27 protein-coding genes, 1 tRNA gene and 1 pseudogene are annotated in these 25,466 nt (G+C 58.6%); 18 read left to right on the forward strand and 11 right to left on the reverse strand.

Annotated features, from left to right (window positions below; all coding sequences use genetic code 11):
* The 7 genes from Q0C28_RS17090 to ccoS all read left to right on the forward strand — a co-directional run bounded on the left by Q0C28_RS17090 (position 1) and on the right by ccoS (position 7,111).
* Positions 1–198 (forward strand): cbb3-type cytochrome c oxidase subunit 3, encoded by a 198-nt coding sequence (locus Q0C28_RS17090; RefSeq protein ID WP_293577631.1) that lies wholly within the window; start codon positions 1–3, stop codon positions 196–198.
* Entirely contained in the window at positions 195–1,064 is an 870-nt protein-coding gene (gene ccoP, locus Q0C28_RS17095; RefSeq protein ID WP_293577632.1) for a cytochrome-c oxidase, cbb3-type subunit III, read from the forward strand. The genes Q0C28_RS17090 and ccoP overlap by 4 nt, the downstream gene beginning before the upstream one ends.
* 514 nt (positions 1,065–1,578) lie before the next feature.
* Entirely contained in the window at positions 1,579–2,448 is an 870-nt protein-coding gene (locus Q0C28_RS17100) for a LysR family transcriptional regulator (protein WP_293577633.1), read from the forward strand.
* A gap of 360 nt (positions 2,449–2,808) precedes the next feature.
* Positions 2,809–4,248 (forward strand): cytochrome c oxidase accessory protein CcoG, encoded by a 1,440-nt coding sequence (gene ccoG / locus Q0C28_RS17105; RefSeq protein ID WP_293577634.1) that lies wholly within the window; start codon positions 2,809–2,811, stop codon positions 4,246–4,248.
* Positions 4,245–4,715 (forward strand): FixH family protein, encoded by a 471-nt coding sequence (locus Q0C28_RS17110; RefSeq protein ID WP_293577635.1) that lies wholly within the window; start codon positions 4,245–4,247, stop codon positions 4,713–4,715. The genes ccoG and Q0C28_RS17110 overlap by 4 nt, the downstream gene beginning before the upstream one ends.
* A 6-nt stretch (positions 4,716–4,721) precedes the next feature.
* Positions 4,722–6,902, forward strand: a complete 2,181-nt coding sequence (locus Q0C28_RS17115; protein WP_293577636.1) for a heavy metal translocating P-type ATPase — start codon at positions 4,722–4,724, stop codon at positions 6,900–6,902.
* 50 nt (positions 6,903–6,952) lie between these two features.
* Positions 6,953–7,111 carry a cbb3-type cytochrome oxidase assembly protein CcoS gene (gene ccoS, locus Q0C28_RS17120; RefSeq protein ID WP_293577637.1) on the forward strand — a complete coding sequence of 53 codons (159 nt, stop codon included), beginning with the start codon at positions 6,953–6,955 and terminating at the stop codon, positions 7,109–7,111.
* 87 nt (positions 7,112–7,198) lie between these two features.
* Here ccoS and Q0C28_RS17125 read toward each other — a convergent pair whose 3' ends face one another.
* From Q0C28_RS17125 to Q0C28_RS17135, 3 genes are all read right to left on the reverse strand, one after another.
* Positions 7,199–8,782: a D-alanyl-D-alanine carboxypeptidase family protein gene (locus tag Q0C28_RS17125; protein WP_293577638.1), complete on the reverse strand. Its 1,584-nt coding sequence runs from the start codon at positions 8,780–8,782 to the stop codon at positions 7,199–7,201.
* 307 nt (positions 8,783–9,089) lie between these two features.
* A complete protein-coding gene (locus tag Q0C28_RS17130) occupies positions 9,090–9,416 on the reverse strand; it encodes a hypothetical protein (protein ID WP_293577639.1) in 327 nt (108 codons plus the stop codon).
* A 52-nt stretch (positions 9,417–9,468) separates the two neighbouring features.
* The gene (locus tag Q0C28_RS17135) at positions 9,469–10,182 is read right to left on the reverse strand and encodes an HAD family hydrolase (RefSeq protein WP_293577640.1); all 714 of its coding nucleotides are present in this window, start codon (positions 10,180–10,182) and stop codon (positions 9,469–9,471) included.
* Positions 10,183–10,270: 88 nt separating this feature from the next.
* On the opposite strand from Q0C28_RS17135, the gene clpS reads away from it, so the two are divergent.
* The 5 genes from clpS to Q0C28_RS17160 all read left to right on the forward strand — a co-directional run bounded on the left by clpS (position 10,271) and on the right by Q0C28_RS17160 (position 14,428).
* Positions 10,271–10,612 (forward strand): ATP-dependent Clp protease adapter ClpS, encoded by a 342-nt coding sequence (gene clpS, locus Q0C28_RS17140; RefSeq protein WP_293577641.1) that lies wholly within the window; start codon positions 10,271–10,273, stop codon positions 10,610–10,612.
* 10 nt (positions 10,613–10,622) lie between these two features.
* Positions 10,623–11,615, forward strand: coding sequence for a class I SAM-dependent methyltransferase (locus Q0C28_RS17145; protein ID WP_293577642.1), 993 nt, complete (start codon positions 10,623–10,625; stop codon positions 11,613–11,615).
* Positions 11,616–11,719: 104 nt separating this feature from the next.
* Complete coding sequence (locus Q0C28_RS17150) at positions 11,720–12,523, forward strand: SDR family oxidoreductase (RefSeq protein ID WP_293577643.1); 804 nt, start codon at positions 11,720–11,722, stop codon at positions 12,521–12,523.
* Positions 12,524–12,587: 64 nt separating this feature from the next.
* The gene (gene hemF, locus Q0C28_RS17155) at positions 12,588–13,481 is read left to right on the forward strand and encodes an oxygen-dependent coproporphyrinogen oxidase (protein WP_293577658.1); all 894 of its coding nucleotides are present in this window, start codon (positions 12,588–12,590) and stop codon (positions 13,479–13,481) included.
* Between the two features lie 74 nt (positions 13,482–13,555).
* Positions 13,556–14,428 (forward strand): GH25 family lysozyme, encoded by an 873-nt coding sequence (locus tag Q0C28_RS17160; RefSeq protein WP_293577644.1) that lies wholly within the window; start codon positions 13,556–13,558, stop codon positions 14,426–14,428.
* 17 nt (positions 14,429–14,445) lie between these two features.
* Here the strand turns inward: Q0C28_RS17160 and hemC are convergent, their stop codons facing one another.
* Entirely contained in the window at positions 14,446–15,408 is a 963-nt protein-coding gene (gene hemC / locus Q0C28_RS17165; RefSeq protein WP_293577645.1) for a hydroxymethylbilane synthase, read from the reverse strand.
* Between the two features lie 111 nt (positions 15,409–15,519).
* On the opposite strand from hemC, the gene hemE reads away from it, so the two are divergent.
* Positions 15,520–16,554, forward strand: a complete 1,035-nt coding sequence (gene hemE / locus Q0C28_RS17170; protein WP_293577646.1) for a uroporphyrinogen decarboxylase — start codon at positions 15,520–15,522, stop codon at positions 16,552–16,554.
* Between the two features lie 63 nt (positions 16,555–16,617).
* Entirely contained in the window at positions 16,618–16,791 is a 174-nt protein-coding gene (locus Q0C28_RS17175; RefSeq protein ID WP_293577647.1) for a hypothetical protein, read from the forward strand.
* On the opposite strand, the gene Q0C28_RS17180 is transcribed toward Q0C28_RS17175, so the two are convergent.
* Together Q0C28_RS17180 and Q0C28_RS17185 are read right to left on the reverse strand one after the other, a co-directional pair.
* On the reverse strand, positions 16,781–17,890 hold the full coding sequence (locus Q0C28_RS17180; RefSeq protein ID WP_293577648.1) for a CaiB/BaiF CoA-transferase family protein: 1,110 nt from the start codon (positions 17,888–17,890) through the stop codon (positions 16,781–16,783). The two genes, Q0C28_RS17175 and Q0C28_RS17180, sit on opposite strands and share 11 nt — an antisense overlap.
* A 113-nt stretch (positions 17,891–18,003) precedes the next feature.
* Positions 18,004–18,198, reverse strand: coding sequence for a SlyX family protein (locus Q0C28_RS17185; RefSeq protein WP_293577649.1), 195 nt, complete (start codon positions 18,196–18,198; stop codon positions 18,004–18,006).
* A gap of 213 nt (positions 18,199–18,411) precedes the next feature.
* Here Q0C28_RS17185 and hisS point away from each other — a divergent pair, with 213 nt between their 5' ends.
* Genes hisS through hisG form a run of 3 tightly spaced genes read left to right on the forward strand, consistent with a single transcriptional unit; the run spans position 18,412 to position 21,681 of the window.
* Positions 18,412–19,899: a histidine--tRNA ligase gene (hisS, locus tag Q0C28_RS17190; protein WP_293577650.1), complete on the forward strand. Its 1,488-nt coding sequence runs from the start codon at positions 18,412–18,414 to the stop codon at positions 19,897–19,899.
* A gap of 4 nt (positions 19,900–19,903) precedes the next feature.
* The gene (locus Q0C28_RS17195; RefSeq protein ID WP_293577651.1) at positions 19,904–20,992 is read left to right on the forward strand and encodes an ATP phosphoribosyltransferase regulatory subunit; all 1,089 of its coding nucleotides are present in this window, start codon (positions 19,904–19,906) and stop codon (positions 20,990–20,992) included.
* Positions 20,989–21,681, forward strand: a complete 693-nt coding sequence (hisG, locus tag Q0C28_RS17200; protein ID WP_293577652.1) for an ATP phosphoribosyltransferase — start codon at positions 20,989–20,991, stop codon at positions 21,679–21,681. Before Q0C28_RS17195 ends, hisG begins: the two co-directional genes overlap by 4 nt.
* Positions 21,682–21,766: 85 nt before the next feature.
* Here the strand turns inward: hisG and Q0C28_RS17205 are convergent, their stop codons facing one another.
* The 3 genes from Q0C28_RS17205 to Q0C28_RS17215 are packed head-to-tail and all read right to left on the reverse strand — an operon-like array spanning position 21,767 to position 24,022.
* Positions 21,767–22,216: a flavodoxin domain-containing protein gene (locus Q0C28_RS17205; protein ID WP_293577653.1), complete on the reverse strand. Its 450-nt coding sequence runs from the start codon at positions 22,214–22,216 to the stop codon at positions 21,767–21,769.
* Positions 22,217–22,237: 21 nt separating this feature from the next.
* On the reverse strand, positions 22,238–23,266 hold the full coding sequence (locus Q0C28_RS17210; RefSeq protein WP_293577654.1) for a fatty acid desaturase: 1,029 nt from the start codon (positions 23,264–23,266) through the stop codon (positions 22,238–22,240).
* Positions 23,267–23,269: 3 nt separating this feature from the next.
* Entirely contained in the window at positions 23,270–24,022 is a 753-nt protein-coding gene (locus tag Q0C28_RS17215; protein ID WP_293577660.1) for a class II aldolase and adducin N-terminal domain-containing protein, read from the reverse strand.
* Between the two features lie 112 nt (positions 24,023–24,134).
* Between Q0C28_RS17215 and Q0C28_RS17220 the strand changes: the two genes are divergently transcribed.
* Complete coding sequence (locus Q0C28_RS17220) at positions 24,135–25,061, forward strand: LysR family transcriptional regulator (protein WP_293577655.1); 927 nt, start codon at positions 24,135–24,137, stop codon at positions 25,059–25,061.
* A gap of 46 nt (positions 25,062–25,107) precedes the next feature.
* On the opposite strand, the gene Q0C28_RS17225 is transcribed toward Q0C28_RS17220, so the two are convergent.
* Positions 25,108–25,184 (reverse strand) — tRNA-Pro (locus Q0C28_RS17225).
* 44 nt (positions 25,185–25,228) lie between these two features.
* Positions 25,229–25,466, reverse strand: a pseudogene (locus Q0C28_RS17230) (EamA/RhaT family transporter); the annotation flags it as partial.

Here is a 25,466-nt window from a genome sequence, read left to right on the forward strand (position 1 = left end):
ATGGAACTCTATACATTTCTCCGCCAATTCGCTGACAGCTGGATGCTGTTGTTCCTGTTCTCGTTCTTCATGGTCGTCGTGATCTGGGCCTTCCGCCCCGGCTCGACCAAGGCCTACCAGGATACGGCCAACATTCCGTTCCGCCACGAAGACAAACCCGCCCCAGACAGGGCTGACGCCGCGGAGGTGCGGTCATGAGCAAAAAAGTCAAAAAATACGATGATGATCCGAACACCACTGGTCACAGCTGGGATGGGATCGAAGAATTCGACAACCCGATGCCGCGTTGGTGGCTTTGGACCTTCTATGCGACCATCATCTGGGGCATTGGCTATACCATTGCCTATCCCGCTTGGCCGGGGATCCAGTCCGCAACGGCCGGTGTTCTGGCTTGGAACTCCCGCGCGGATGTGGTGGCAGATATCGCCGCAGTCGACGAGGCCAATGCGCCGATCAATGCCCGGCTGATCGAAACAGATCTGACCGAAATTGCGGCAGATGCCAATCTGAACAGCTATGCGGTGTCTTCTGGCGCTGCTGTGTTCAAGACCTGGTGTGCCCAATGCCACGGTGCGGGTGCTGCTGGGGCCAAGGGCTATCCTAACCTTCTTGACGATGATTGGCTCTGGGGGGGCACTATGGAGGACATCCATGTGACCGTGTCCCATGGCATCCGAAACGAAGAAAGCGACGACGCGCGCTATTCGGAAATGCCGGCCTTTGGGCGTGATGAACTGCTGGGCAAAACAGAGATCGCGCAGGTCGCGAACTATGTGATGTCGCTGTCAGGTGTCCCGCAGGACGCAAGCCAAGTTGAGGCAGGTGCGGCGGTTTACGCTGAGAATTGTTCATCATGTCATATGGATGACGGCACCGGTGACATCTATCAGGGTGCGCCGAACCTGGCCGATGCGATTTGGCTCTATGGCGGTGATTATGCCACCGTTTACGAGACAATCTACAACTCGCGCTATGGCGTCATGCCACCCTGGAACACCCGGTTGAGCGAAGCGCAGATCCGCGCGGTTTCCGCCTATGTTCACCAGTTGGGTGGCGGTGAATAAGCGCCAAGCGTCTCTATCACAGCAAAGCCCCGCTCTGAGAGCGGGGCTTTGTCGTTTTGCACCGGGTTGATCGAGGTCAAATCGCGGCTTTGTCAATCTCGCTATACCTTGGTTAGAAGAAACAAGATCGCGCGCTCGGACCTTTGATGGATCGCTGTCGCGTGGGGCTGTTTCCTCGGTTCAACCCTTGTGGCCATCATGTGTCACAGGCAGCTGATACACTCTGGTGCCAGTTTTCCGACTTGTTCGCGCGTTTCCCGAAAAGCTGGCACGAGATACCATTCTTAACTGTTTCGGCAGGTTTTGGTTGTGCCGGTAGCGGCGTCGTAGCGGATGTTTCGGCGGGGGCGTTCGTGGACCCAACTGGGGTTTGGCGGGTCGCAATACGCATTGAGTTGGCATAAATCATCAGCATTTGGATCTCTCCACGTGTGTCACGGTATGGATGATCCTTGCGTGATGGCGGCCAATATGCGACTCAATTACAAAACCTAAATGTAAGCTGGGCTTTCAGATGAATTGGATGAAGATGCCTCCGCTGGCAGCTTTGCGCGCGTTCTCTGCCTTTGCGGACAGCCGGAACCTTGTTGACGCTGGCGCAGCCCTCAACGTGAGCCATGCGGCTGTGAGCCAGCAATTGCGCCTGCTGGAAAAGCATATGGGGTTGAAACTGTTGGACCGCCGCGGACGCGCCATGCAGCTGACCGCAGAGGGGGAGGAGCTGGCCCGTGCCTTGCAAACCGGGTTTGCACGGATCAGTCAGGCGGTCGAGGACCTGACCTCCGCCCGGGAGGCCAGACCGCTGCATGTGACCTGCACACCCACGTTTGCGGCCAATTGGCTGATGCCGCGACTGGCGCAATTCCGCACGGCGCAACCGGATATCGATTTGGTGATTGATCCCACCGGTGGGTTGGTTGACCCGACGCCGGGTGGCGTGGATCTGGGGCTGCGGTTCGGCACCGGGGGCTGGCCAGGCGTCGAGTCAGAAATGCTTGTGCGATCAGGTTTGGTGATTCTTGCTGCGCCGGATCTGGTGCCGGGAAACCGGGTGACCGCGCCCGAAGATTTGCTGTCCTACCCCTGGATCGAAGAGCTGGGCACAACCGAGGCCACCCAATGGCTGCGCAAGCGTGGGATTGATGACGCCAAGATCCGCACCCGTATCGCCCTGCCGGGAAACCTGCTCTTGGATGGTGCGCGTGACGGGCAGGGCATCGCAGTAACTGTTCGGGTCTTTGCAGAGCCTGATTTGCAGGCGGGTCGCCTCGTGGAACTGTTCTGCGAGGAAGAGGGCACGGGCTACCACATCGTGACGCATCCTAGTCCGCTGCGACGTCCAGCTCGCGCCTTTATTCGCTGGTTGAAACAGCAGGATATATAGCCTGCGACCTGCGCATCGTTGTGGCGTCTTGGACTTGATGATCCTGCAATGACGTCCCGGATCGCGCGTTTGATTTGCGCGCTGAACAGCTGCGCGGCAGGGCCACCTGCGATGTGTGGGTTGTGGGCCTGCGCCCAGGTGTCACATCTGCGGCAGGGCGCCGCGTGGCAAACTGGCGAATATCCAAAGATCTGATTTGATTATAGTTTTTGCGCATTTGATGGCCGCTCCCAGTCTTTTGGGATGTGGCGGAATATATGGAAAAGATGCCTCCAGTATGTCCGTTTTGATCCACGTCAAAGAGTGACGATCTGACATTTGTGACAACGGAGACATCGACGCAAGATTTGGAGTGAGTCCGTGAGTGATTCCAATCCCGCCCCGAAACTATATGCCCCCAGAGAGCCGATTTTCCCGCGTCGGGTGTCCGGTGCCTTTCGCAACCTGAAATGGTACATCATGGCTGTAACGCTTGGGATCTACTATCTGACCCCGTGGATCCGTTGGGACCGGGGGCCCGCTCTGCCGGATCAGGCGGTCCTGCTGGATCTTGCCAATCGTCGGTTTTATTTCTTCTGGATCGAGATCTGGCCGCACGAATTCTATTTCGTTGCGGGTCTTTTGATCATGGCCGGGTTGGGACTATTCCTGTTCACATCGGCCCTGGGCCGTGTCTGGTGCGGCTATGCGTGTCCGCAGACGGTTTGGACCGATCTGTTCATTCTTGTCGAACGCTGGATCGAAGGGGATCGCAACGCGCGCTTGCGTTTGCATCACCAGAAAAAGCTGGATCTGCGCAAAATTCGCCTGCGGATTACAAAATGGGTGGTATGGCTGCTGATCGGCCTGGCGACTGGCGGCGCATGGGTTTTCTATTTTGCTGATGCGCCGACATTGATGAAAGATCTGGTGACCGGCAACGCCCATCCCGTGGCCTATTCGACTGTGGCCATTTTGACTGGCACGACGTTTTTGTTTGGCGGTTTCGCCCGCGAGCAGATCTGTATCTACGCCTGCCCATGGCCGCGAATCCAGGCGGCAATGATGGACGAAGACACGCTCACCGTTGGCTACCGCGAGTGGCGCGGCGAGCCGCGGGGCAAAACACGGAAAACGGATGCACCCGATATGCAGCACGGCGATTGCATCGATTGCATGGCCTGCGTGAATGTTTGCCCCATGGGCATTGATATCCGCGACGGGCAGCAGATGGAGTGTATCACCTGCGCGCTCTGCATCGACGCTTGTGATGATGTCATGGACCGAATTGGCAAGCCGCGCGGTCTGATCGACTACATGGCGCTGAGTGATGAAACGGCGGAACGGGCAGGGCAGCCGCCGAAAAACATCTGGTCGCATATCCTGCGCCCGCGGACGATTATGTATACGGCGCTGTGGAGCGGTGTGGGTATTGCCCTTCTGTTTGCACTGTTTATCCGGTCTGACATTGAATTGACCGTCGCGCCGGTCCGCAATCCAACATTTGTCACTCTGTCTGATGGGTCCATCCGCAACACCTACGACGTGCGTCTGCGCAACAAAACCGGTGAGCCGAGACCCTTCACCATGTCGCTGAAAGGCGAACCCGCGCTGACATTGTCTATCGAAGGGCAGTCAGGGCTTGTGGTTGAGGTTCCAGCCGATACCAGCCTGTTGCAGCGCGTTTATGTTGTTGCACCCGCTGGATCAGACCCGGCAATGGCGCGCAGCACGCCGCTGCGGATATGGGTGACCGACGCACAAAACGATGAACGCGCCTACCGGGACAGCAGCTTCAATGGCAAAGGAGACGCCAGATGAAAGACCAATCAACACCCCGTCAGCTTACCGGATGGCATGTCTTGATGATTTTCGCGGGCGCTTTTGGTGTGATCATCACGGTGAACATCGCGCTGGCCGTCAACGCCGTGAGCACCTTTCCCGGTCTCGAAGTCAAAAACAGTTACGTGGCTAGTCAGAGTTTTGACAAACGTCGCGATGCCCAACAGGCGCTGGGATGGTCCGTCTACGCCTCGGCTGCCGATGGGGTGGTGAAATTGGAAATCACCGATACGGCGGGCAAACCGGTACAGGTGGAACAGCTGGCCGCCACACTGGGGCGCGCCACCCATGTCAAAGATGATCAGGTTCTCGCGTTCCAGTTCGACGGTCAGGCTTATGTTGCGCCTGCTGTGCTGAGCGCGGGCAATTGGAACATCCGCATGAAAGCGCGTGCCTTCAACGGGACCGAGTTTGAACAGCGCGTTATTCTTCATGTGGCGCGGTGACGTGAGATGACGACTGTAGCGCGCCCCCAAATGGCCGTCTGCCCTGGCTGCATTGCAGCGCCAGATGGCCAGAACGTCGAGGCTCCGGCCAATGCGCGCTTGGCGCTATCGTTGCCAACGATTCATTGTCAGGCCTGTATTTCGACCATTGAACGCGCCCTGAATGACCATCCGGAGGTGGAAACGGCGCGGGTCAACCTGACATTGAAGCGTGCGCTGATCGAGGCAGGACCCGATCTGAAAGCCGCAGATCTGATCCCACTGTTGGAAGATCTGGGGTTTGAGGCGCATGAATTGGATCTGTCTGCGCTCACCGCCACCGATCAGGACAAGGCAGGGCGGGATCTGTTGATGCGCCTGGCTGTGGCCGGGTTTGCTTCTATGAATGTGATGCTGCTTTCCGTGTCCGTATGGTCCGGTGCCAGCGACGCGACGAGAGATCTGTTTCATTGGATTTCGGCGGCTATCACGTTTCCCGCAATTTTGTTCTCCGGGCAGCCGTTCTTTCGCAACGCATGGCAGGCCCTGCGGGTGAAGCGGCTGAATATGGACGTTCCGATTGTGCTGGCCTTGGTGTTGGCGCTGGTCACCTCGCTGTGGGAGACGTCTTTGTCGGGTGAACACGCCTATTTTGATGCGGCCCTGACGCTGACGTTTTTTCTGTTGGCGGGACGATATCTGGACCACCGGACCCGCGCCGTTGCCCGATCCGCCGCCGAGGAGTTGGCCGCGCTGGAGGTGCCTCGCGCGCTGCGGCTGGATGACACTGGTGCCACAGCGGAGGTTGCGCTTGGCGATCTTGTCGTCGGGGATCATCTGCTTGTGCGTCCGGGCGGCAGAATGCCAGTCGATGGTCAGGTGATCAGCGGTCAGTCGGAACTGGACCGCTCTCTGCTGACGGGTGAAACACTGCCGGTCTTTGTTGAAACTGGCTCGTCCGTGTCCGCAGGAGAGGTCAATCTCACCGGTCCCCTGACGGTTCGGGTCACCGCCGTTGGCGCGGACAGCTCACTGCATCAGTTGACCGAGTTGGTCGCCATCGCGGAATCGGGGCGGTCCCGCTATACCTCTTTGGCGGATCAGGCGGCGAAACTCTATGCGCCGGGTGTGCATATTCTTTCGGCGCTGGCCTTTCTGGGGTGGTATCTGTTCACTTTCGATATGCGCGTCGCGCTGAACATTGCCGCGGCTGTTTTGATCATCACCTGTCCTTGTGCGCTTGGCCTTGCGGTGCCGGCTGTGACCACCGCCGCCTCGGGCCGGTTGTTCAAAAAAGGCATGTTGATCAAACATGCCACTGCGCTGGAGCGTCTGGCTGAAATCGACACCGTTGTGTTTGACAAGACGGGCACGCTGACGAATGGCACGCCGCAAGTTGACGATTTTGCGGCACTCTCGGCGCAGGGCCAGCAGGTTGCTTATGCACTGGCTCGCGGTTCGGACCATCCGCTGTCTGCCGCGATCTGCAAAGCGGCAGAGGCGATCGGTGTGGTTCCTGCCCCAGTCGATGATCTGCGGGAGGTTCCGGGCTTTGGCACCGAAGCCCACCTCGAGGGGCGGCAGGTGCGTCTGGGACGCGCCGCTTGGGTCGGGGCTGAGCCCGCTGCGCAAACCGCAGCCTATCTCGACCTGGGCCTGGGTGACGTCCAGGCTATCACGTTTTCCGACAGCCTGCGCCCGGGTGCAGAAGCGGTGGTTCAGGATCTGATCCGTTCGGGCAAAGAGATTTGGCTGATTTCGGGCGACGCTGAAAACGTGGTGCGCGATATGGCAGCCCGGCTTGGCATCACCAAGTGGGTCGCAAACGCGCTGCCACAGGAGAAATCCGAACGCATCAACACCTTGGTCGAGCAAGGGCACAAGGTGTTGATGGTGGGCGATGGCCTGAATGATACGGCAGCTCTGACAGCAGCGCATGTGGCCATCTCTCCGGCGTCGGCGCTGGATGCGGCCCGTGTTGCTTCGGACATCGTGTTGTTGGGCCGGGATTTGCGCCCGATTGCGGAAGCCTGCGCGCTGTCGCAACAGGCACGCCGTCGCATTCAAGAGAACTTCCGCATTGCGACGCTCTACAATATTGTGGCGGTACCCTTGGCGATTGCTGGTTTGGCAACGCCGCTGGTTGCAGCGCTTGCCATGTCGACCTCGTCAATCACGGTGTCGCTGAACGCGCTGCGGCTGCGCTGATTGCAGATGTGAACTGAGCAGACGCGTGCAGAACAAGGAAAGGACCCGAGTTGAGCGTATTGTCTTATCTTATCCCGATCTCGCTCCTGCTTGGCGGTCTGGGGCTGGCTGGGTTTCTCTACACCGTGCGGTCCAATCAGTATGACGATCCCCAGGGCGATGCCCGCCGTATCCTGAGCGATGAATGGGACGAACGCCCCAAGCCCTGATGGGCATTTGCAGACGCCAAAACAAATCAAGGCACCCGATTATGGTGCCTTGATCTGGATCTTTGGATTTCAATTGATCGCGAGGGGTCACGAGGGGCCGACTGTTTCGCAGCTGATGTTGCGCGCGGTCAGCCTGCGGCAGGCCAGTGCTGCACTTTCCTTGGTCATCCCCAGAAAATTAGCGTCGAAGCCGCGGGGCGTGCGCACAACCTTGCGTAGGCTCCCATCCAGCGTCGCCATTTCTGCAAGCGCGGTCCGCAGCAACACTTTTTCAGCCTGATACCTGCTGCCGTAGCGTCCGACGTTGATGCCCCAATACCGGCCGCCAGATGTCGACAGGCGTGTGACGACCACAGGTTCCGGTGCGGCGGCAGTCTGGCTTTCGGCCAGTTGCGCCGGGCGGCGTTGCGGGCGCAGACCAATGAAGGGACGGGGCCGCGCCAGAGTTTCGATGATGGGCTTTGACGGCTCTTCTGCAATCGCTGACACGATGTCCGCTTCCTGAATAGCGGCGGTGATGCTTGCGCGCAGAACGGCCCGGTCTGTGGCGGATGTGCCTGTGTCTGATTGCGCAGCTGCGACCTCTGCTGCGATGGCCTCTGCCGTTGTTGCAGTCTCGGCCTCAGCCAGCAGCGTGTCCTGTGCGACATTAGTCTGGGGGCGCAGTTTGGGGCGCAGGCTGGTTTTCACCAATCCGTTCACGCGAACGGTTTTGCCAGCTGTTCCATGAGCTTCGGCAACCTGCACGGAAAGACCTTGGTTGCCCTGATACTGCGGAGGGGTGGGGCGGCGCAACTTGGCCTGAGAGGGCGCACGCCGGAACCCGAGATCAAGGAGCTCCGCAACTTTGGCATTGCGCGAGGTCGATGACTTTCCGCCAAAGACTGTCGCGATCACCCGTTCATTGCCACGTTCCGCCGAAGCGACCAGGTTAAAGCCCGCCGCACGGGTGTAGCCGGTTTTGATACCATCCGCACCGCGGTAGGCCGCAAGCAGACGACGGTTGGTGTTTGGGACTGTCCTAATGCCAGCGTCTGCCGTGCGCCGCGAGAACAGATTGTAATACTCGGGATAATCATAGAGCAGATGGCGGCCCAGCGTTGTCATGTCGCGGGCGGTGGACATATGCCCCTTTTCGGTCAGGCCATGGGCGTTTTTGAATGTTGTGCGGGACATACCGAGCGCTTTGGCCGTGCGGGTCATGCGCCGGGCAAAGGCTGCTTCCGATCCTGACAGTGCTTCGCCGATTGCGGTTGCGGCGTCATTGGCGGATTTGATCGCGGCAGCGCGGATCAAATGGCGTAGCGAGATCCGTTGACCTGACTTCAGGCCCAGTTTTGATGGCGGCTCGGCAGCTGCATTGCGGCTGATCTTGACCTTTGTGTCCAGGGTGATTTCGCCATTCCGCACCGCTTCGAACGCGATGTAGAGGGTCATCATTTTGGTCAATGATGCGGGGTGTAGCCGTGTGTCTGCGTTGCGCGAATGCAGCACTTCGCCCGTGCGCGCGTCGATCACCATGGCCGCATAGGGTGCCGCAACCACCGATGGGGGCGACAGCAAGGTCACAAAAAGAAAAACACTAAGTCCCAAGACCCAACGCAACAACGGGGGGATGCCCTGCTGCGCGCGGATCAGCGGAGTCCGCCTGATCTGCACGTTGTCTGCCATCTATGCCTCTGGTGCCACCGATTTTTCGGCTGGCTTATTTGCCTGCTTGGAGAAAGCCTAGCACAGGGGCAAAATCGAATAAACCTTCTGGTTTCTATGATGTTTTCGGACGAAAGAGAGCGCCTCGACATCTTGTGGGCGGCCATTTCACCCACCACAAGATGCGCTCTTGGTTAATGAAGCGTTACCTAAAAAACTTGATTTCGGAGGCTGATCCGGGGCTCTGCCCGCCAGAGTTGAGGACTCTGGGCAACAACAATAACGAAGGTATCGTGCACGCTGCTGTTCCCCGGACGCAGAATCGTCCTCACTCCACCAGTTCTTCGGTGATGTAGAACGGCCCCGAATAGGTCACTTCCAGCGAGAAGAAGCTGGGTTTCGGAATCAGTGGCAGAAGACTGGCCCGCAGATCCGCCAAAAGCGCCTGCGAAAATGCAGCGTCTCGGTGAGGTTTCACCAGCAGGGCAACTTTGATGTCGATGTGGCGATGATGAAAGTCCTCAATCTTGATCGCCCGACCTTTGCAGGCACCAGCGCCGTCGTCATGCGCCAGGATCCGCGATTCGATCTGGGCCAGCAGCGCCTGTGGATCGATTGACAGGCCGTCGGTGTATTTGATTTCCGCGTGGGGCATTGTGTCGTCTCTTTCGGCTCGGGCAGGCAGAGGCCCATGTGAGTTGAGGGTGTCAGGGCAGGTTGGAAACTAAAGCAGGCAGTGCGCTGAGATCAGCGATTTCGTTGTACCTTGGGCTACTGCTCGGGGCAGGGGCGTATTCCACTTCCCAGACCAGACCATGAGGCACATAGGTGCCCCAACCACCGGCCTCGATCATCGGCACCACGTCAGAGCGCATGGAATTGCCGACCATCATGGCATGCTCGGCACCGTTGCCGTGGCGAGCAAAGATCTCGGTATAAACCTCTGGTGTTTTTTCCGAAACGATTTCGACCCCGTCGAACAGATCCCCGAGACCGGATTGCGCCAGTTTGCGCTCCTGATCCAGCAGATCGCCTTTGGTAATAAGGACAACGCGGTGGTTTTCGGCCATCGTCTCAACGGCCATTTTCGCCGCAGGCAGCAACTCGATCGGGTAGGTGAGCATCATCTGCCCTGCGACGATCAGCTCTTGAATAACCGAAGCCGGGACGCGCGCATCGGTAACTTCAATCGCCGTTTCAATCATGGACAAGGTGAAGCCCTTCACACCATACCCATAGCGGCCGAGATTGCGTTTTTCAGAGGCAAGCAGCCGCGCGGCGAGTGCCTGTTGGTCCAGGTCGTCCGCAATATGGTCCATCAGCAGTTCGGCAAATCGGTCCTGCGTGATGCGGAAAAATCGTTCGTTGTGCCAGAGCGTGTCATCTGCATCGAAGCCAATAGTCGTTAACTTTCTGGTCAATTCGTCACGCTCAATCCCTTTTCCTATTTGCCAGATAGACTATATAACGGTGCCAACAAACGCCATCCATGAACGGAATCCAGTGCCCATGTTGCCTACACCAGTAATGATGTCGGACCATTCAGATGACGACACCGACCTCGGTGTTCTGACGAAGACGCGGCCAAAAACCCAGCGTCCGCCCCGGTACAAGGTGTTGCTGTTGAACGACGACTACACCCCGATGGAATTTGTGGTGATGGTTCTGGAACGGTTTTTCAACATGACTCACGCGGAGGCGTTCGAAGTCATGCTGACGGTCCACAAAAAAGGTGTGGCGGTTGTTGGTGTGTTCAGCCATGAGATCGCTGAAACCAAAGTGGGGCAGGTGATGGATTTTGCCCATCGCCACCAGCACCCACTGCAGTGCACCATGGAAAAAGAAGACTAACGAGGATCCCATGTCTGCCCGTCTGTCCCTGGCCATTGAGACAGGCGCATTTGTTGTGCCTGAACATGGCACTATCGCTGTCTTCCAACCCCCTGCCGACGCTGATCTATCCGCGCTCCCAAAGGAGAGGGTTGTCGTGATCCAGCCCTTTGCGCCTGACCATACTGTCTGGTCTCAGCGGGGCTACAACTGTGGTGCCGTATCCGTGGCGCAGCAACGCTACGCCGCGGCGATTGTGTTTCTGCCGCGCGCAAAGGCACTGGCGCGTACGCTCATTGCGCAGGCCGCTGCGGCGACCGATGGTCAGGTTGTCGTTGATGGCAGTAAAACCAACGGGGTGGATTCGATCCTCAAGGCGTTGAAACGTAGCGTGGATTTGTCGGCCCCACTGGCCAAATCTCATGGTAAGATTGCCTGGTTCAACGCACAGGGTGCGGATCTTGCATCCTGGGAAGAACGCCCATCGCGCAGCCCGCAAGGATATATGACAGCGCCAGGCGTGTTTTCGGCGGATGGCGTCGATCCTGCATCCGATCTGTTGATTGGGGCATTGCCTGCCAAATTGGGCAAAACAGTTGTCGATCTCGGTGCAGGGTGGGGGTTCCTGTCTGCGATGATGTTGCGGGACACCACGATAAAAACACTGCATCTGGTCGAAGCGGATCACGCGGCCCTTGCCTGCGCCAAAGAGAACATCACCGATGAGCGCGCGCAGTTCCACTGGGCTGATGCGCGCGGTTGGAAACTCGCTCAACGGGTCGATGCCGTGGTGTCGAATCCACCGTTCCACACCGGTCGCGCAGCGGAGCCATCTTTGGGGCAGGAGTTTATCCGCACGTCAGCGGCGTTGTTGGCGCCTGCGGGTTCTTTGTGGATGGTGGCAAACCGGCACCTGCCGTACGAAAACACCCTGGCAGAGGCATTCGCCACGGTCGAAGAAGTGGCCGGAGACAATCGTTTCAAAGTGTTGCACGCCAGCCGCCCGCGCAAGAGCAAGCGCTGACAGATCCGATCTTTGCCAAGAGATGGTTTTCTCCGAACACCGTGGCGGTTAGGTTGCTCTGACCAAGGATGCACGACTCGCATCACCGACGACGGAGATCTCTCATGTCCTTTTCCATTTCGGGCAAGACGGCCATTGTGACTGGCTCGTCCAGCGGTATCGGCCTTGCAATTGGAAAGCAGTTTGCCGCGGCTGGAGCGAACGTCATGTTCGCCGATACTGACGAGGCCGCGCTGTTGGCAGAACTCGGGGCTGAGGTGGATGAAAGCAACATCCGCTATTTTGCGGGAGACTTGCGGGAGCGGTTGACGATCGCAAACCTCCTGTCAGCAACAATCGATGCGTTTGACGAAGTCGACATTCTCGTCAACGGCGCCCGCCAGGTTGTGCCGACCGAGCCGCTTGACCCGGAGGATCAATCGCTTGAACTGCTGTTGAACCAGACTTTGCTGCCTACCATGCGGCTGTCACAGCAGGTGGCCCGCCGCATGATCAAACAAGGGGAAGAACGGGACAATGGAGCGCCAAACGGTGCCATCATCAACCTGTCTTCGATTGCAGCGCGCCGCTCCCATCCCGAGTTGATGGCCTATTGTGTTGCGTCCGCAGCGCTGGATCAATTGACCCGCTCTTTGTCGGTGTCTTTGGCGCCGCATCGCATTCGGGTGAATTCAATCGCCTTTGGATCGGTGATGAGCGCGTCGATGCAGGCCACGCTGAAGGACAACCGCGCGTTTCGACAGGACATTGAACGCCACACACCCCTCGGACGGATTGCAGCGCCAACGGAATTGACCGAAGCGGCGCAATTTCTGGCGTCGGATGCCTCGGCCTTTATGACCGGGCAGATCGTGACCTTGGATGGTGGGCGCACGCTTTTGGATACGGTGGAGGTTCCGGTCCACTAATGTCCCGGCCTTCGCTAGCGGAGGTATCAGGGCACGGTTTGGTTTCAGATATAGAGGTCGGATGATGAAGAGTGACATGATTGAGGAAAAGGCCCAGGCAGCGGCTTGGTTCAAATCCCTTCGAGATTCTATTGTGGCGGCGTTTGAAGAGCTGGAAGACAGCCACAATGAGGGTCCATTCAGCGACCAGCCTGCCGGGCGATTTGACGTCACAGAAACCACACGTACAGCCGATGATGGATCCGACGCTGGTGGCGGCCTGATGAGTGTCATGCGCGGCGGCCGTGTGTTTGAAAAGGTCGGCGTCAATATTTCCGAAGTCTATGGCACCCTGGGTGAGCGCGCGCAAAACGCCATGGCCGCACGCAAGGGCCTGCCTGGCATGAAAGAGGACCCGCGCTTTTGGGCGTCCGGTATTTCATTGGTTGCTCATATGCAGAACCCCCATGTGCCCGCGGTTCACATGAACACACGTATGTTTTGGACCCCGCATGCCTGGTGGTTCGGGGGAGGTTCGGATCTGAACCCGTGTTTGGAATACGACGAAGACACCCGGCATTTCCACCAAACGCAGGAAACCCATTTGGCGCCGCATGGCGATGGGCTCTATCAGGAGCTGAAAGAGTGGGCGGATGAGTATTTCTTTGTGCCGCACCGCAAGCGCGCCCGTGGGGTCGGCGGTATTTTTATGGATGACCGCAACACCGGAAACTGGGAGGCGGATTTTGCGCTGACCAAGGATATCGGTCGGGCCTTCTTGCCGGCCTACGTGCCCTTGGTGGAACGTCGCCGCACATCCGGGTTCGGCGACGCAGAAAAAGACGCGCAACTGGTGCATCGCGGCCTCTATGCTGAATACAATCTGGTCTATGACCGGGGCACAAAATTCGGACTTGAAACCGGGCATGATGCCAATGCGGTTTTGATGAGCCTGCCACCGCTGGCCAAATGGGTGTAATCGCCTCCGTAGTATAAGCGTGTTTCAGCGGGTTTTGATTTCTCGCTGGCCACGTGATTGCGGCGATCTCCAAAATGCGGTCTGTTCAACCTATGGGTAAGCGGTTGGTTGTGAAAGGCTGGAACATGTGGATGCGGCTCTGGGCGGCCATGGTTGTGTTGTGTGCTGTGACGGCCTGTGCTGCCCCGTCGGTGCAACCAAACGCAAAAGATGCCGCCGAGACGGAGGCCATCGCGCTGGCCGAGGCCAAAGCGCAGCTGGTCACATACCCCAAATATGGTGACAGCGATCCGCATCCCTGGTCGGGACGCAAGCCGTGGAGCTATCCCGTCCATGGCATTGATGTGTCGCGCTGGCAGGGCGATATCGACTGGACGCGCGCGGCAGCCTCGGGTGTGAGTTTTGCTTACATAAAAGCGACCGAAGGGGGCGATCTGCTGGATCCCAGGTTTCGCGCCCATTGGAAAGATGCACGCCGGGCAGGGGTTCGGCGCGGGGCCTATCACTATTTCTACTTCTGCCGCCCGGCAGCGGAGCAGGCGCGTTGGTTCATCCGTCATGTGCCCCGCGATCCGCAGGCCCTTCCCCATGTTCTGGATATGGAATGGACGCCGCACTCTCGCACCTGCACGCGGCGGCCGTCTGGTGCCAGGGTGCGTGCCGAGGCAGATCGCTTCCTTGATATCCTAGAGGCCCACTATGGGCGTCACCCTGTTTTATACACAACCGTCGATTTCTACCGCGACACAGGGATTGGTCGCCTTGCTGGAACCGAGTTCTGGCTTCGCTCTGTCGCCGATCACCCGCGTGTCACCTACCCTGGCGCGCAGTGGCAGTTTTGGCAGTACACAGGCACCGGGCGGGTGCCGGGGATCGAGGGCGATGTGGATCTCAACGTTTTTGGTGGCAGCGCAGAGCGGTGGTTGCGCTGGTCGGGGCAGATTTAGAGGCTGTGCTTGCGGCGTTATTGCCGCCAGTCAAAGAACCCTGGACCGGCCTTTTGCAACAGGGCGCGGGCCATACTGCGGCCCAGTTCGGGGCCATCTTCGATCGCACAGGTTTGCTTATCCGCAAGGGATTCCGACCCATCCGGGCGCAAAACCTCTCCGCGCAGCCGTAGCGTGGCGCCATCCAATTCTGCCAGACCCCCAATCGGTGTCTCGCATGATCCGTCCAGCGCGGCGAGGAAGGCGCGTTCTGCTGCCAGACGCTGTCCGGTCGCACGGTCATGGATCGCCTCCAGCATCGCGCCTGCACGATGATCCGCGCTACGCCGTTCGATGCCGATGGCGCCCTGGGCCACGGCGGGCAGCATGTCGTCGGTTTCAATCGCATGTGCGGGTACGTCATCCATGGCCAGACGGTTCAGACCCGCCATAGCCAGGAAGGTGCATTCGGCAACACCATCGGTCAATTTGCGCAGCCGCGTTTGCACATTGCCGCGAAACTCAACAACCTGCAGATCGGGGCGTCGGTTCAACAATTGGGCGCGCCGCCGCAATGAAGAGGTGCCCACCACGGCTCCCTCCGCCAGATCGTGAATCGACCCCAAAGCGGGAGAGATAAAGGCGTCGCGCACGTCCTCCCGCGGCAGGTAAGTCTCTAGCAGCAATCCGTCGGGCTGCTGCACCGGCATGTCCTTCATCGAATGGACAGCGATATCGATTGCACCAGAAAGCAGGTCTTCTTCGATTTCCTTGGTGAACAACCCTTTGCCGCCCAGCTCCTTCAGGGGTTTGTCCGCCGCGATCAATGCCTGATTGTCACCGGTTGTTTTAATGACAACAATTTCAAACGCATCCTGCGGAAGATCAAAAGCCGCCGCCAGCCGCGCCCGGGTTTCATAGGCCTGTGCAAGCGCAAGCGGTGATCCACGGGTGCCTATTTTCAGGGGCGAAGCGGGGGAGGGCAGATCAATCTGTGTCATACATTGACCCTTACTCGTGACAATATGCCCTGACAAGCATTGTGACGGCTCCTCTTGACAATTTGCCGCTGAGTCTAGACCTCGGTAGGGGGAACACGAGCGAGGAAGATCATGGCCGAACAGAAAAAACTGCTGCGAGCACTGGCTGGGGAAACGCAGGATGTGCCCCCAATCTGGATGATGCGACAGGCTGGACGATATCTGCCAGAGTATCGCGCCACCCGCGCCGAAGCTGGGGATTTTCTGTCGCTTTGCTATAATTCGGACCTTGCCGCAGAGGTCACATTGCAGCCGATCCGCCGGTACGGGTTTGATGCAGCGATCTTGTTTGCGGATATTTTGTTGGTGCCACAAGCGCTGGGTGCCGATCTGTGGTTCGTGACCGGCGAAGGCCCGCGGCTTTCGACCATCACCACAGAAGCGGATTTTGCGAAACTGGGTCCTGCCAGCGATATCCACGAAACGCTCAATCCGATTTATGAAACCGTGAAGATCCTCTCGCGGGAGCTGCCGTCTGAAACCACACTGATCGGTTTCGCTGGCGCGCCTTGGACCGTGGCCACATACATGATCGCAGGCCGTGGCACTCCGGATCAGGGGCCGGCCCACGCGTTGCGCGAGGAAAACAACGCGCTGTTCGAAGCGCTCTTGGCCCGCATTACAGAAGCCACAATCGACTACCTGTCAAAACAGATCGAAGTCGGGGCCGAAGTGGTGAAGATCTTCGACAGTTGGGCGGGATCGTTGAAAGGTGAGGCGTTCCACAAATATGCGCTGACGCCGTGTTTGCAGATCACCCAGGCTCTGAAAGAGCGTCACCCCCACATCCCCGTCATTGGTTTCCCGCGTGAGGCCGGTGATCAATACGTCGGCTTTGCCAAGGCAACGGGCGTGGACTGCGTGGCATTGGACAATTCAGTCGATCCGGAATGGGCGGCTGCCAACATCCAGCGTGATGGCTGTATTCAGGGCAATCTGGCCTCTCGTCATATGGTCTCGGGTGGTCAGGAGTTGGTTGATGAAACCCGCCGCATCGTCAATGCGTTCAAGAAAGGTCCGCATATCTTCAATCTGGGCCATGGGATTACGCCAGATGCAAATCCCGACAATGTGCAATTGATGATCGATACAGTCCGCAATGGCTGATCTTGCGCCCGCTGGTGTTGTGTTGCATCAGCCAGGGCGCCACAAATTCGCGGAGGACCTGTGATGGATTACAGTCGTATGGGCGGCGTAAAGCCGGGCCGGAACAAACCACGCCATGCCGAGCATAACGCCAAAGGCACGGCCAATAACCCTTATGACAAGACAACAGACAAAGCGGCGTTGCTCGCGCGGATGAAAGCGGCCGCCGAGAAGGGCAAGAAAGACGTCAGCGTCTAAGCTTCCGCAATTCGTCCAGGATCGCCGCCGTGTGTTCCCCGCGTTTGGGGCTCTTCGGTGGCGTCCAGCCTTCGGGCTCTGCCTCGCCCACTTTGGTAAACCGGGGGGCGGGTGCCGCCTGCAGACCAACCTCACTGGTGATCCAGGTCCTTCGGTCGTTCATCGGGTGCTGCGCTGCGGCCTCTGGTGATAGAACTGGCGCGACGCAGGCGTCGGTGCCCTGAAACAACGTCGCCCAGTGATCTTGCGTGTGGCTGGCGAACAGCCCTGCTAGCCGCGCGGTCAGGCGTGGCCAAAGTGTTTTGTCGTATTGATGTGCAAACTCCGGATCGTCCGCCAGTCCGAGCCTATCAAGAAAGGTGGCATAGAACGGCGGTTCCAGGCATTGCACGCTGATATAGGCACCATCAGAACAGACATAGGTGCGGCTCCAATGGGGGCCGTCCAGCAGGTTTGCGCCGCGCGCGTGTCCAAAATGACCAGCCTGCTGCAGCGTCATCAGCAGGTTCATCATATGCGCGGATCCATCGTAGATCGCCGCGTCCACAACACAGCCGCCGTGTGATTTGTCCGGTCGCGCCAGCAGCGCCGCCAACAGACCTGCAACGAGGTACAGCGCCCCGCCGCCGATATCTCCGATCAGGGTAGGGGTGGCAAACGGGGGCACATCGGCGGGAGAGCTGTGCCACAGCGCGCCGGACATCGCGATGTAGTTCAGATCATGTCCAGCCATGTGGGCAAATGCGCTGTTCTGCCCCCAACCCGTCATCCGTCCATAAATCAAGCCGCCATTGCGGGCGTGACAGATCTCTGGTCCCAGACCTAGGCGTTCCATCACGCCGGGGCGAAACCCTTCGATCAACCCATCTGCAGTTTCGATGAGCTGCAAAAGAATGGCGACATCGTCGGGGTCTTTTAGGTCCAGTGCAATGGATCGTTTGCCGCGATCAAGAATGGCATCCGGCGGCGCCATACCGCCGGCCTTTTTGCCCTTGCGATGCACACAGATGACATTGGCGCCAAGGTCTGCCAGCATCATGGCCGCAAAAGGACCCGGCCCCAGGCCTTCAATTTCGATGATCCGAATACCTTGCAGCATGTTTCGCTCCCGCCTGTCTTGCAGCGCGAGCCTAGCTGCTTTGAGATCAAATCCAAGCGCGCCGTTGCGGCATTTTTCACGCGCGCTGGGGCCGTAAACGGGCGCTGGTTGTATCAGTAGTGTGGTGGGCGCTCATCGCCAAAAACAACGCCGCCGCCACCATCTTGTTCACGGTTTCTCTCGCGTTCCATCAGCATGGCAACCCGATGCGTCAGTTGGTCAATCTCGCTTTGCTGACGGTTGATCACATCACTCAACTCATCAACAGTTCGGATCAGATGGGCGATCTGCTCTTCGAGGTGCTGCATGATGCTCTCCTTGTTCTGGCCCGTGTCATACGGCGTGCGGCCCCCAAGGTCCATGGCAGCGCTGTGTTCAGCGCTGGGCGTTGGCAGTGATAGACAGGTTTGTCAGGACACAGACAGGCGTTGCAGAGGTTCTGCCACCTTGCTGTTGAGCCTGCCTTGGGCTAGACCGCCGAGCGAGTAATTGTCCCAATTCGACACCCCGAGGAGGCCAAGATGGCCAAAGTCAAGAAACAGCCCCGTCCCAAGGCGATCACGCCAAAGGGATTCCGTGACTATTTCGGCGAAGAGGTGAGCCAGCGCACAGAGATGCTGCAGGCCATCGCGGGTGTCTATCATCATTACGGGTTTGATGCGCTGGAATCTTCGGCCGTTGAAACCGTCGAAGCGCTGGGTAAATTCCTACCCGATGTGGACCGTCCGAATGCTGGCGTCTTTGCCTGGCAGGAGGCAGACGAAGACGGTGCAGGCGATTGGATGGCGCTGCGCTATGATCTCACAGCACCGCTGGCCCGTGTTTATGCCCAGCACCGCAATGACCTGCCGAACCCCTATCGGCGCTATGCGATGGGCCCTGTTTGGCGCAACGAAAAACCTGGCCCCGGTCGGTTCCGGCAGTTTTACCAATGTGATGCTGACACTGTTGGGACGGCCTCGATGGCGGCGGATGCTGAGATTTGCGCCATGCTGTCCGATACGCTTGAAACCGTTGGTATTCCGCGCGGCGACTATTTGGTGCGGGTCAACAACCGCAAAGTGCTCAATGGTGTTTTGGAGGCCATGGGCCTGGCACAGGACGATCCCAAACGCGATGACGTCCTGCGCACCATCGACAAATTCGACAAGGTCGGAGAAACCGGGGTTCGCGAACTGCTTGGCAAGGGCCGTTTGGATGCTTCCGGCGCCTATATTGATGGGGTTGGTCTCGGGGAGGCGCAGGCCGATCCTGTGATCGCATTCCTCACTTCCCGTGCTGATGACGTGGCTGGCACCATGTCCAACCTGCGTGCCGCAGTGGGCGACAGCAAGATCGGCTCTGACGGTATCGCAGAGTTGGAGCAGATCGGCGCATTGCTCGAAGCTGCGGGATATGGCGCAGATCGGGTGCTGATCGATCCATCGATCGTGCGCGGACTTGGCTATTACACCGGGCCCGTGTTCGAGGCTGAGCTGACCTTTGAAATCCTCGACGAAAAGGGCCGCAAGCGCCAGTTCGGTTCGGTATCAGGCGGCGGCCGCTATGACGGTCTGGTCAAACGCTTCATCGGACAGGACGTCCCTGCAGTGGGTGTGTCGATTGGTGTTGATCGCCTGTTGGCGGCGCTGCGCGCGAAAGGGCGCCTGTCTGCGGAACCCAAAGGCCCCGTTGTCGTCACTGTCATGGATAAGGCCCGTATGGCCGACTACCAGGCGATGGTGGCCGAGTTGCGCAATGCGGGGGTTCGCGCCGAGGTCTATCTCGGCAACCCCAAGAACTTCGGTAACCAGCTGAAATACGCTGATAAACGCAACTCCCCCATCGCGGTCATCGAAGGGGGCGAAGAAAAGGACAGAGGGGTCGTTCAGATCAAGGACCTGATCCTGGGTGCAAAGATCGCAGAGAGCGCGACCCTGGAAGAGTGGAAAGAACGGCCCAGCCAATTCGAGGTGCCACGCGGTGATTTGGTCGCCAAAGTGCGTGAAATCCTTGCAGGGCAAGGGTGATCCGATGGGCCAACGCATGACCGCCCGCACCCTTGCTGCAAGGCTGCGGATGAATTTTGAAGCGGCCGGTGCGCGGGTTGTGGAGCCTCCGTATCTGCAACCGGCTGAAACCCTGCTGGATCTTTACGGCGAAGACATCCGCGCCCGGGCCTATGTGACCATCGACGCGCTGCGCGGAGAGCAGATGCTGCGCCCTGATTTCACAGTGCCTGTGGTGCAGATGCACATGAGTGATGGGGCCGAACCCGCGCGATATACCTACGCAGGCGAGGTTTTCCGCCGCCAGGAACAGGATGAAGATCGGGCCAACGAATATCTGCAGGTCGGCTATGAGGTGTTTGATCGCGCCGATCCGGCCAGCGCAGATGCCGAAGTTTTTGCACTGATCGCGCTGCAACTGCGGGACATGCCGGTGCGCGCGGCCACCGGTGACATCGGGATCTTGATGGCAGCGGTGCAGGGTCTGAACACCACGGACCTGCGCAAATCCGCCTTGATGCGCCACATCTGGCGGCCACGGCGGTTCCGTGCGCTTCTGGATCAGTTTTCGGGCCGCAGTGTCATGCCGGAAAGCCGCAAGAAGCTCCTGTCGACCGAGGGTGTGTTGACCGGCCAGATGCCAGCCATCGGCAAACGCCGTCCCGGCGAGGTGGATGCGCGGGTGGACGCGCTGCGGCAGGATGCGGCACAGCCTCCGATTGCCGAAAACGAGTTGTTGGCGCTTGAGGCGTTGATGGCGGTGCGAGAAACCATTCCCTACGCGTCTGAGCAGATGCGCGACATCGCCGTTGACCTGCCTGCTATCACGCCAGCCCTGGATCGCCTGGAGGCCCGCACGGCGGCGATGAAAGCGCGCGGTATCAACGTTGATGCGCTTGATTTCGAGGCATCTTATGGGCGGACATCGATGGAATACTATGACGGGTTCGTGTTTGGGTTCTATGCAGATGCCCGTCCCGACCTGCCCGTTATTGCCAGCGGTGGCCGCTATGACGCGCTGACCCGGCACTTGGGAAGCGGCGCGGAAATTCCGGCAGTTGGCGGCGTGTTGCGGCCCGATTTGATGGTGCGACTGGAAGGGACGACATCATGACCCTCAAACTTGGTGTGCCGTCCAAAGGGCGATTGATGGAGAAGACCTTTGAATGGTTTTCCAAACGCGACATCACGCTGACACGAACCGGATCGGACCGGGAATACGCTGGTGCCGTACATGGCGCGGAGGGCGTTGATCTGGTGCTGTTGTCCGCTGGTGAAATCCCGCGCGAACTGGCGGCCGGGCGGCTTCATCTTGGGGTGACAGGGACAGATCTGGTTCAGGAAAAACTGCCGCTTTGGGAGCAGCAGGTCGAACAGATTGCGCCGCTTGGGTTTGGCCATGCTGATCTGATCCTCGCTGTTCCGCAGCTGTGGATTGATGTGGACACATTGGATGATCTGGATGCCGTTGCCGCAGCGTTTCGGGCCCAGCACGGGCATCGACTGCGTATTGCGACCAAATACCACCGTCTGGTGCGTGAATTCCTGACAGATGTCGGCGTCGCGGATTATCAGTTGGTGGACAGCCAGGGCGCGACCGAAGGCACGGTGAAAAACGAAACCGCGGAAATGGTTGCGGATATCACATCCACCGGTGAAACCTTGCGCGCCAATCACCTGAAGTTGCTGGCAGATGGTCTGGTCCTGCGCTCGCAAGCGACCCTCTGGCGCAGCCGGATAGCCAAATGTGACAGTGCTGAGCGTGCAAATCTGACCGATCTCCTCGAGCGTTTGCACGGCTGATCCCCTGCTGCGACACAATAGAGAAAGCCGCAAACCCTGGGTCTGCGGCTTTTTTTGTTGAGATGCCTTGAGTTTGCGACCGGTACTAGGTCGTCACGGGCAGTGGCAGGTTTTCAAACCAGGGAAAGGCGATGTCTTCTGGCATGTCGCCGTCGGAGGAATCAAACAAGCCCCGCTCGCCGATGCGTTTTGCACCGCAGGCCTCCATCGCGACCATCAGCTGTTCAGAACCCTGGTTGAACGTGTCCGCATAGGTTCGATCGCCCAGGCCGAAAATGGCAAACCGGATATGGGAGAGATCGGGTTTGTCCGTCTGTAAGGTCTTCCAGAAGCCTTCGGCATTGTCCGGCAGCTCGCCACTGCCCGTGGTCGAGCAAAGCAGCAGATGCAAATCCTCGCTCGACAATTGTTGCGGTGTCACCGTGTCCAAGGCCGCGACGCTACAGTCAAAGCGGCCCGCCAGTTCGGTCTGGAAATCTTCGGCGAGGATCTCGGCACTGCCAAATTGTGTGCCGTAAAGGATGTTGAGTTTCATGGTGTTATCCTGAGCAAGCCATCACATTGTGCGATGAGCGATCTTTTCATAAGGGCCGCCGTCGCTGATCATGTGACTGGCCTGACGGATACTGTGGGAACGGGTCGATAGACCGAGTGACCTGCGGATGACAACTCTGAGCACTTCCATATTGGTTTTGAAAAAACCGGGATCTGGCTCGGGGACTTGATCCTTAACGGCATCGGCCAATTGTGGCAGGGCATAGAATGGCACCTGCGGGTACAGGTGATGCTCTACATGGTGGTTCATATTCATGTAAAGGAACTTTGCCACAGCACCAGTGTGAAAGCTCCGGGTGCTTTCCAGGATCGAGGGTGAGTTCTCCTGCAGTTCCACATGCTGGGTCAGAGTGAACAACAGCATGATCGGCGCGCCGAGAAGGCGGGGCAGGACAAACAGCCAGATTGGCCACCAGATCCCATAGGCCGGTGCAATCGCGATCAGCGCATAAAGGGCAATCATGATCCGCGCATTGCGGGTCATCTTACCAAACACGCTTTCCGGGCAGGCCATCCGCATCGTGTCGGTGTAGCGACGCAGGGCCAGCTGAAAGAAGACATGCGTGTGGAACCGTGCAAGACCAATCCCTGTGATCTCTTGCAGCCAACCGCCAAATCCCATTGGGGTGTCGAACGGCATCTGGCTGTCTTTGCCCACATGCCAGGTAAAGCTGTGATGGTTCGTGTGGGTGTAGCGGCGGTGCAGCGGTTCCTCCATGTAGATGAAAGAGGTGATCCACAGGACGGTTTCGTTCAGCCATTTGCTTTTGAAGGCTGTGCCATGGGCCGTTTCATGGCTGGCTGAATAGGCCGGTACACAGAGGATCACGCCATGCACAAACATGAGCGGCCACATCAACCAGCTGCCCAGAGTGAGCCAGACCGCGCTGCCGGATAGCCCCAATAGGACCACCCATTTCGCCAGATAGATCAGGCCAGGACGATCCGATTTTGCCGAAAGCGCCTTGATCTGGCGACCATCGAGTTTGACGCCAGATGAGGCGGCGTTTGTCCGTATGGTTTTGCCCATGGGTCAGCTCGCGTAGTCTGAGGTTTCGCTGTCGAGAATGGCTTTCAATTCCGCCAGATGGCACTCAGCCTGACTGGGATAATCCTCCAGCTCGCGGGCGGTTTTTTCCGCCACCTCATCGGACAGAACCCGCAGCGGGACGCCACATTGCAGGGCTTTGATGTAGGTTTCGGCCGCGCGTTCGAAGTAATAGAGCCGGTTGAAGGTATCGGCGACACTGTCCCCCAGAATGAGCACGCCGTGGTTGCCCATGATCATGACTTTTTTCGCAGGATCGCTCAGCGCCGCTGCACAGCGTTCGCCCTCATCCTCAAAAGCCAGCCCGCCAAATTGTTCGTCGATCACGTAACGGTTGTAGAATGTGGCGGTGTTCTGATCGATCGGGGGCAGGGTGCTGTCCTGCAGACAGGCCAGAACCGTCGCGTAGATGGAGTGCACATGCATCACACAGCGCGCATGCGGGCAGCGGCGATGGATGGCCCCATGCAGGCCCCAGGCGGTTGGGTCCGGCGCATTCGGCTGGTTCAGCACATCGGGGTCATTGGCGTCCAACAACAGCAGATCAGAGGCTTTGATCCGGCTGAAATGGCGTTGGTTCGGATTGATCAGAAATTGTGTGCCATCATCGTTCAGCGCGAGGGAAAAGTGGTTTGCCACGGCTTCGTGCATGTTCAGCCTGGCGGTCCAGCGAAATGTTGCGGCCAGATCCACGCGCTCGTCCCAATGGGTCAGATTCTTCAGGTTTTGCTCATCCAGCATCATGTGTCCTCCCAAAATGCGGTTGTTGTTTTGATGCGCCTTGACGGAGGCGCTGACAAACGATGATTTTGACGCCATGACATAAGTATAATTAATGGATAGCTTGCGCATGAACGAGACGGACCCGCCCGCACAGTCGCCTGACACCGCAGCTCCCTCACAGGCTTTGCCGCCGCTGACCTGGCTGCGGGCTTTTGAGGCCACCACCCGTCACTTGTCGTTTACCCGTGCGGCGCAGGAGTTGAACCTGACCCAATCCGCGGTCAGCCAGCATGTGCGCAGCCTTGAGGCCTTCTTGGGTCGGGACCTGTTCATTCGCAAAACGCGGATGCTGGAGCTGACGGAAGATGGCGGAAACTACGTGCCTGTGGTGCGCGAAGCCTTCAACCTTTTGGCCAGCGGCACCCAGGCGTTTACCGGCAATGATCGGGGGCGCAGCATGGTGTTGCAGTGCAATCTGGCGTTTTCTGTGTTCTGGCTCGCGCCGCGGCTAAAACGGCTTTATGCCCAGCACCCGTGGCTGACGCTCAACATTGTGACGCCGATCTGGGATCCGGAGCGGCATGCGTCCAACGCAGCCATGGAAATCCGGTTTGGGCGGCCCACTGACATGTCAGGCGCTGCGCGGCAGCTGACCCGGGATCAGTATTTTCCCGTCTGTGCTCCGTCCTATCGCCAACAGGCAGAGGATTTGTCTACGGCCACTTTGTTTGACTGTGCTGGTGTGACAGGGTCGTGGTCCACGTGGCTGCAATCCCATGTGCCGCCAAGGGCCGAAACACCTCCGGTCAATCTGACGTCGACCTATGTGATCGCGATGCAGGTCGCGCTGAGCGGAGGCGGCCTGGCGCTATCCCACGATACACTGGCCAAAGATCTGTTGCGGTCCGGCGACCTGATCGCGCCATACCCACATCGCGCGCCACTGAGCGAGAGCTATTTTCTGCACAGCCCGTCGGAGCATATGGCAACGCCGGCCACACGCGCTTTTGAAGCGTGGATCATGCAGGAATTCACGCAGTTCGAAGAGACGTAAGATACGCTCCCGCGTGTTCAGACATACCGTATGTTGCTGATTTTATTGGTCGGAGCGAGAGGATTCGAACCTCCGGCCCCTGCCTCCCGAAGACAGTGCTCTACCAGGCTGAGCTACGCTCCGACCGTGGGGCGGGAAGTACATGGCGATGGTATTGGATGCAAGCCCTATTCCCTTGGTTTTTCGCTGCGACGGCGTTTCAACAAGAGCGAAACTTGGGGGCTTGCAGCGGTGAAACTGCGGGTTCTGCTGCGCAGTACGGGCGTGTTTTCTGACCGGCCGCCAAAGGCTTCGCGCAGGACGATGAATATGCCGCTGGCGATGATGATCGCGGCACCCAACAGCGTTGTCATGTCGATGCTGTCACCAAAAAAGAGCACGCTGAACAGGGTGGCCCAGATGATC

It is taken from the genome of Phaeobacter sp. (genome assembly GCF_022825805.1).
In the GTDB taxonomy this organism is placed as follows: domain Bacteria; phylum Pseudomonadota; class Alphaproteobacteria; order Rhodobacterales; family Rhodobacteraceae; genus Phaeobacter.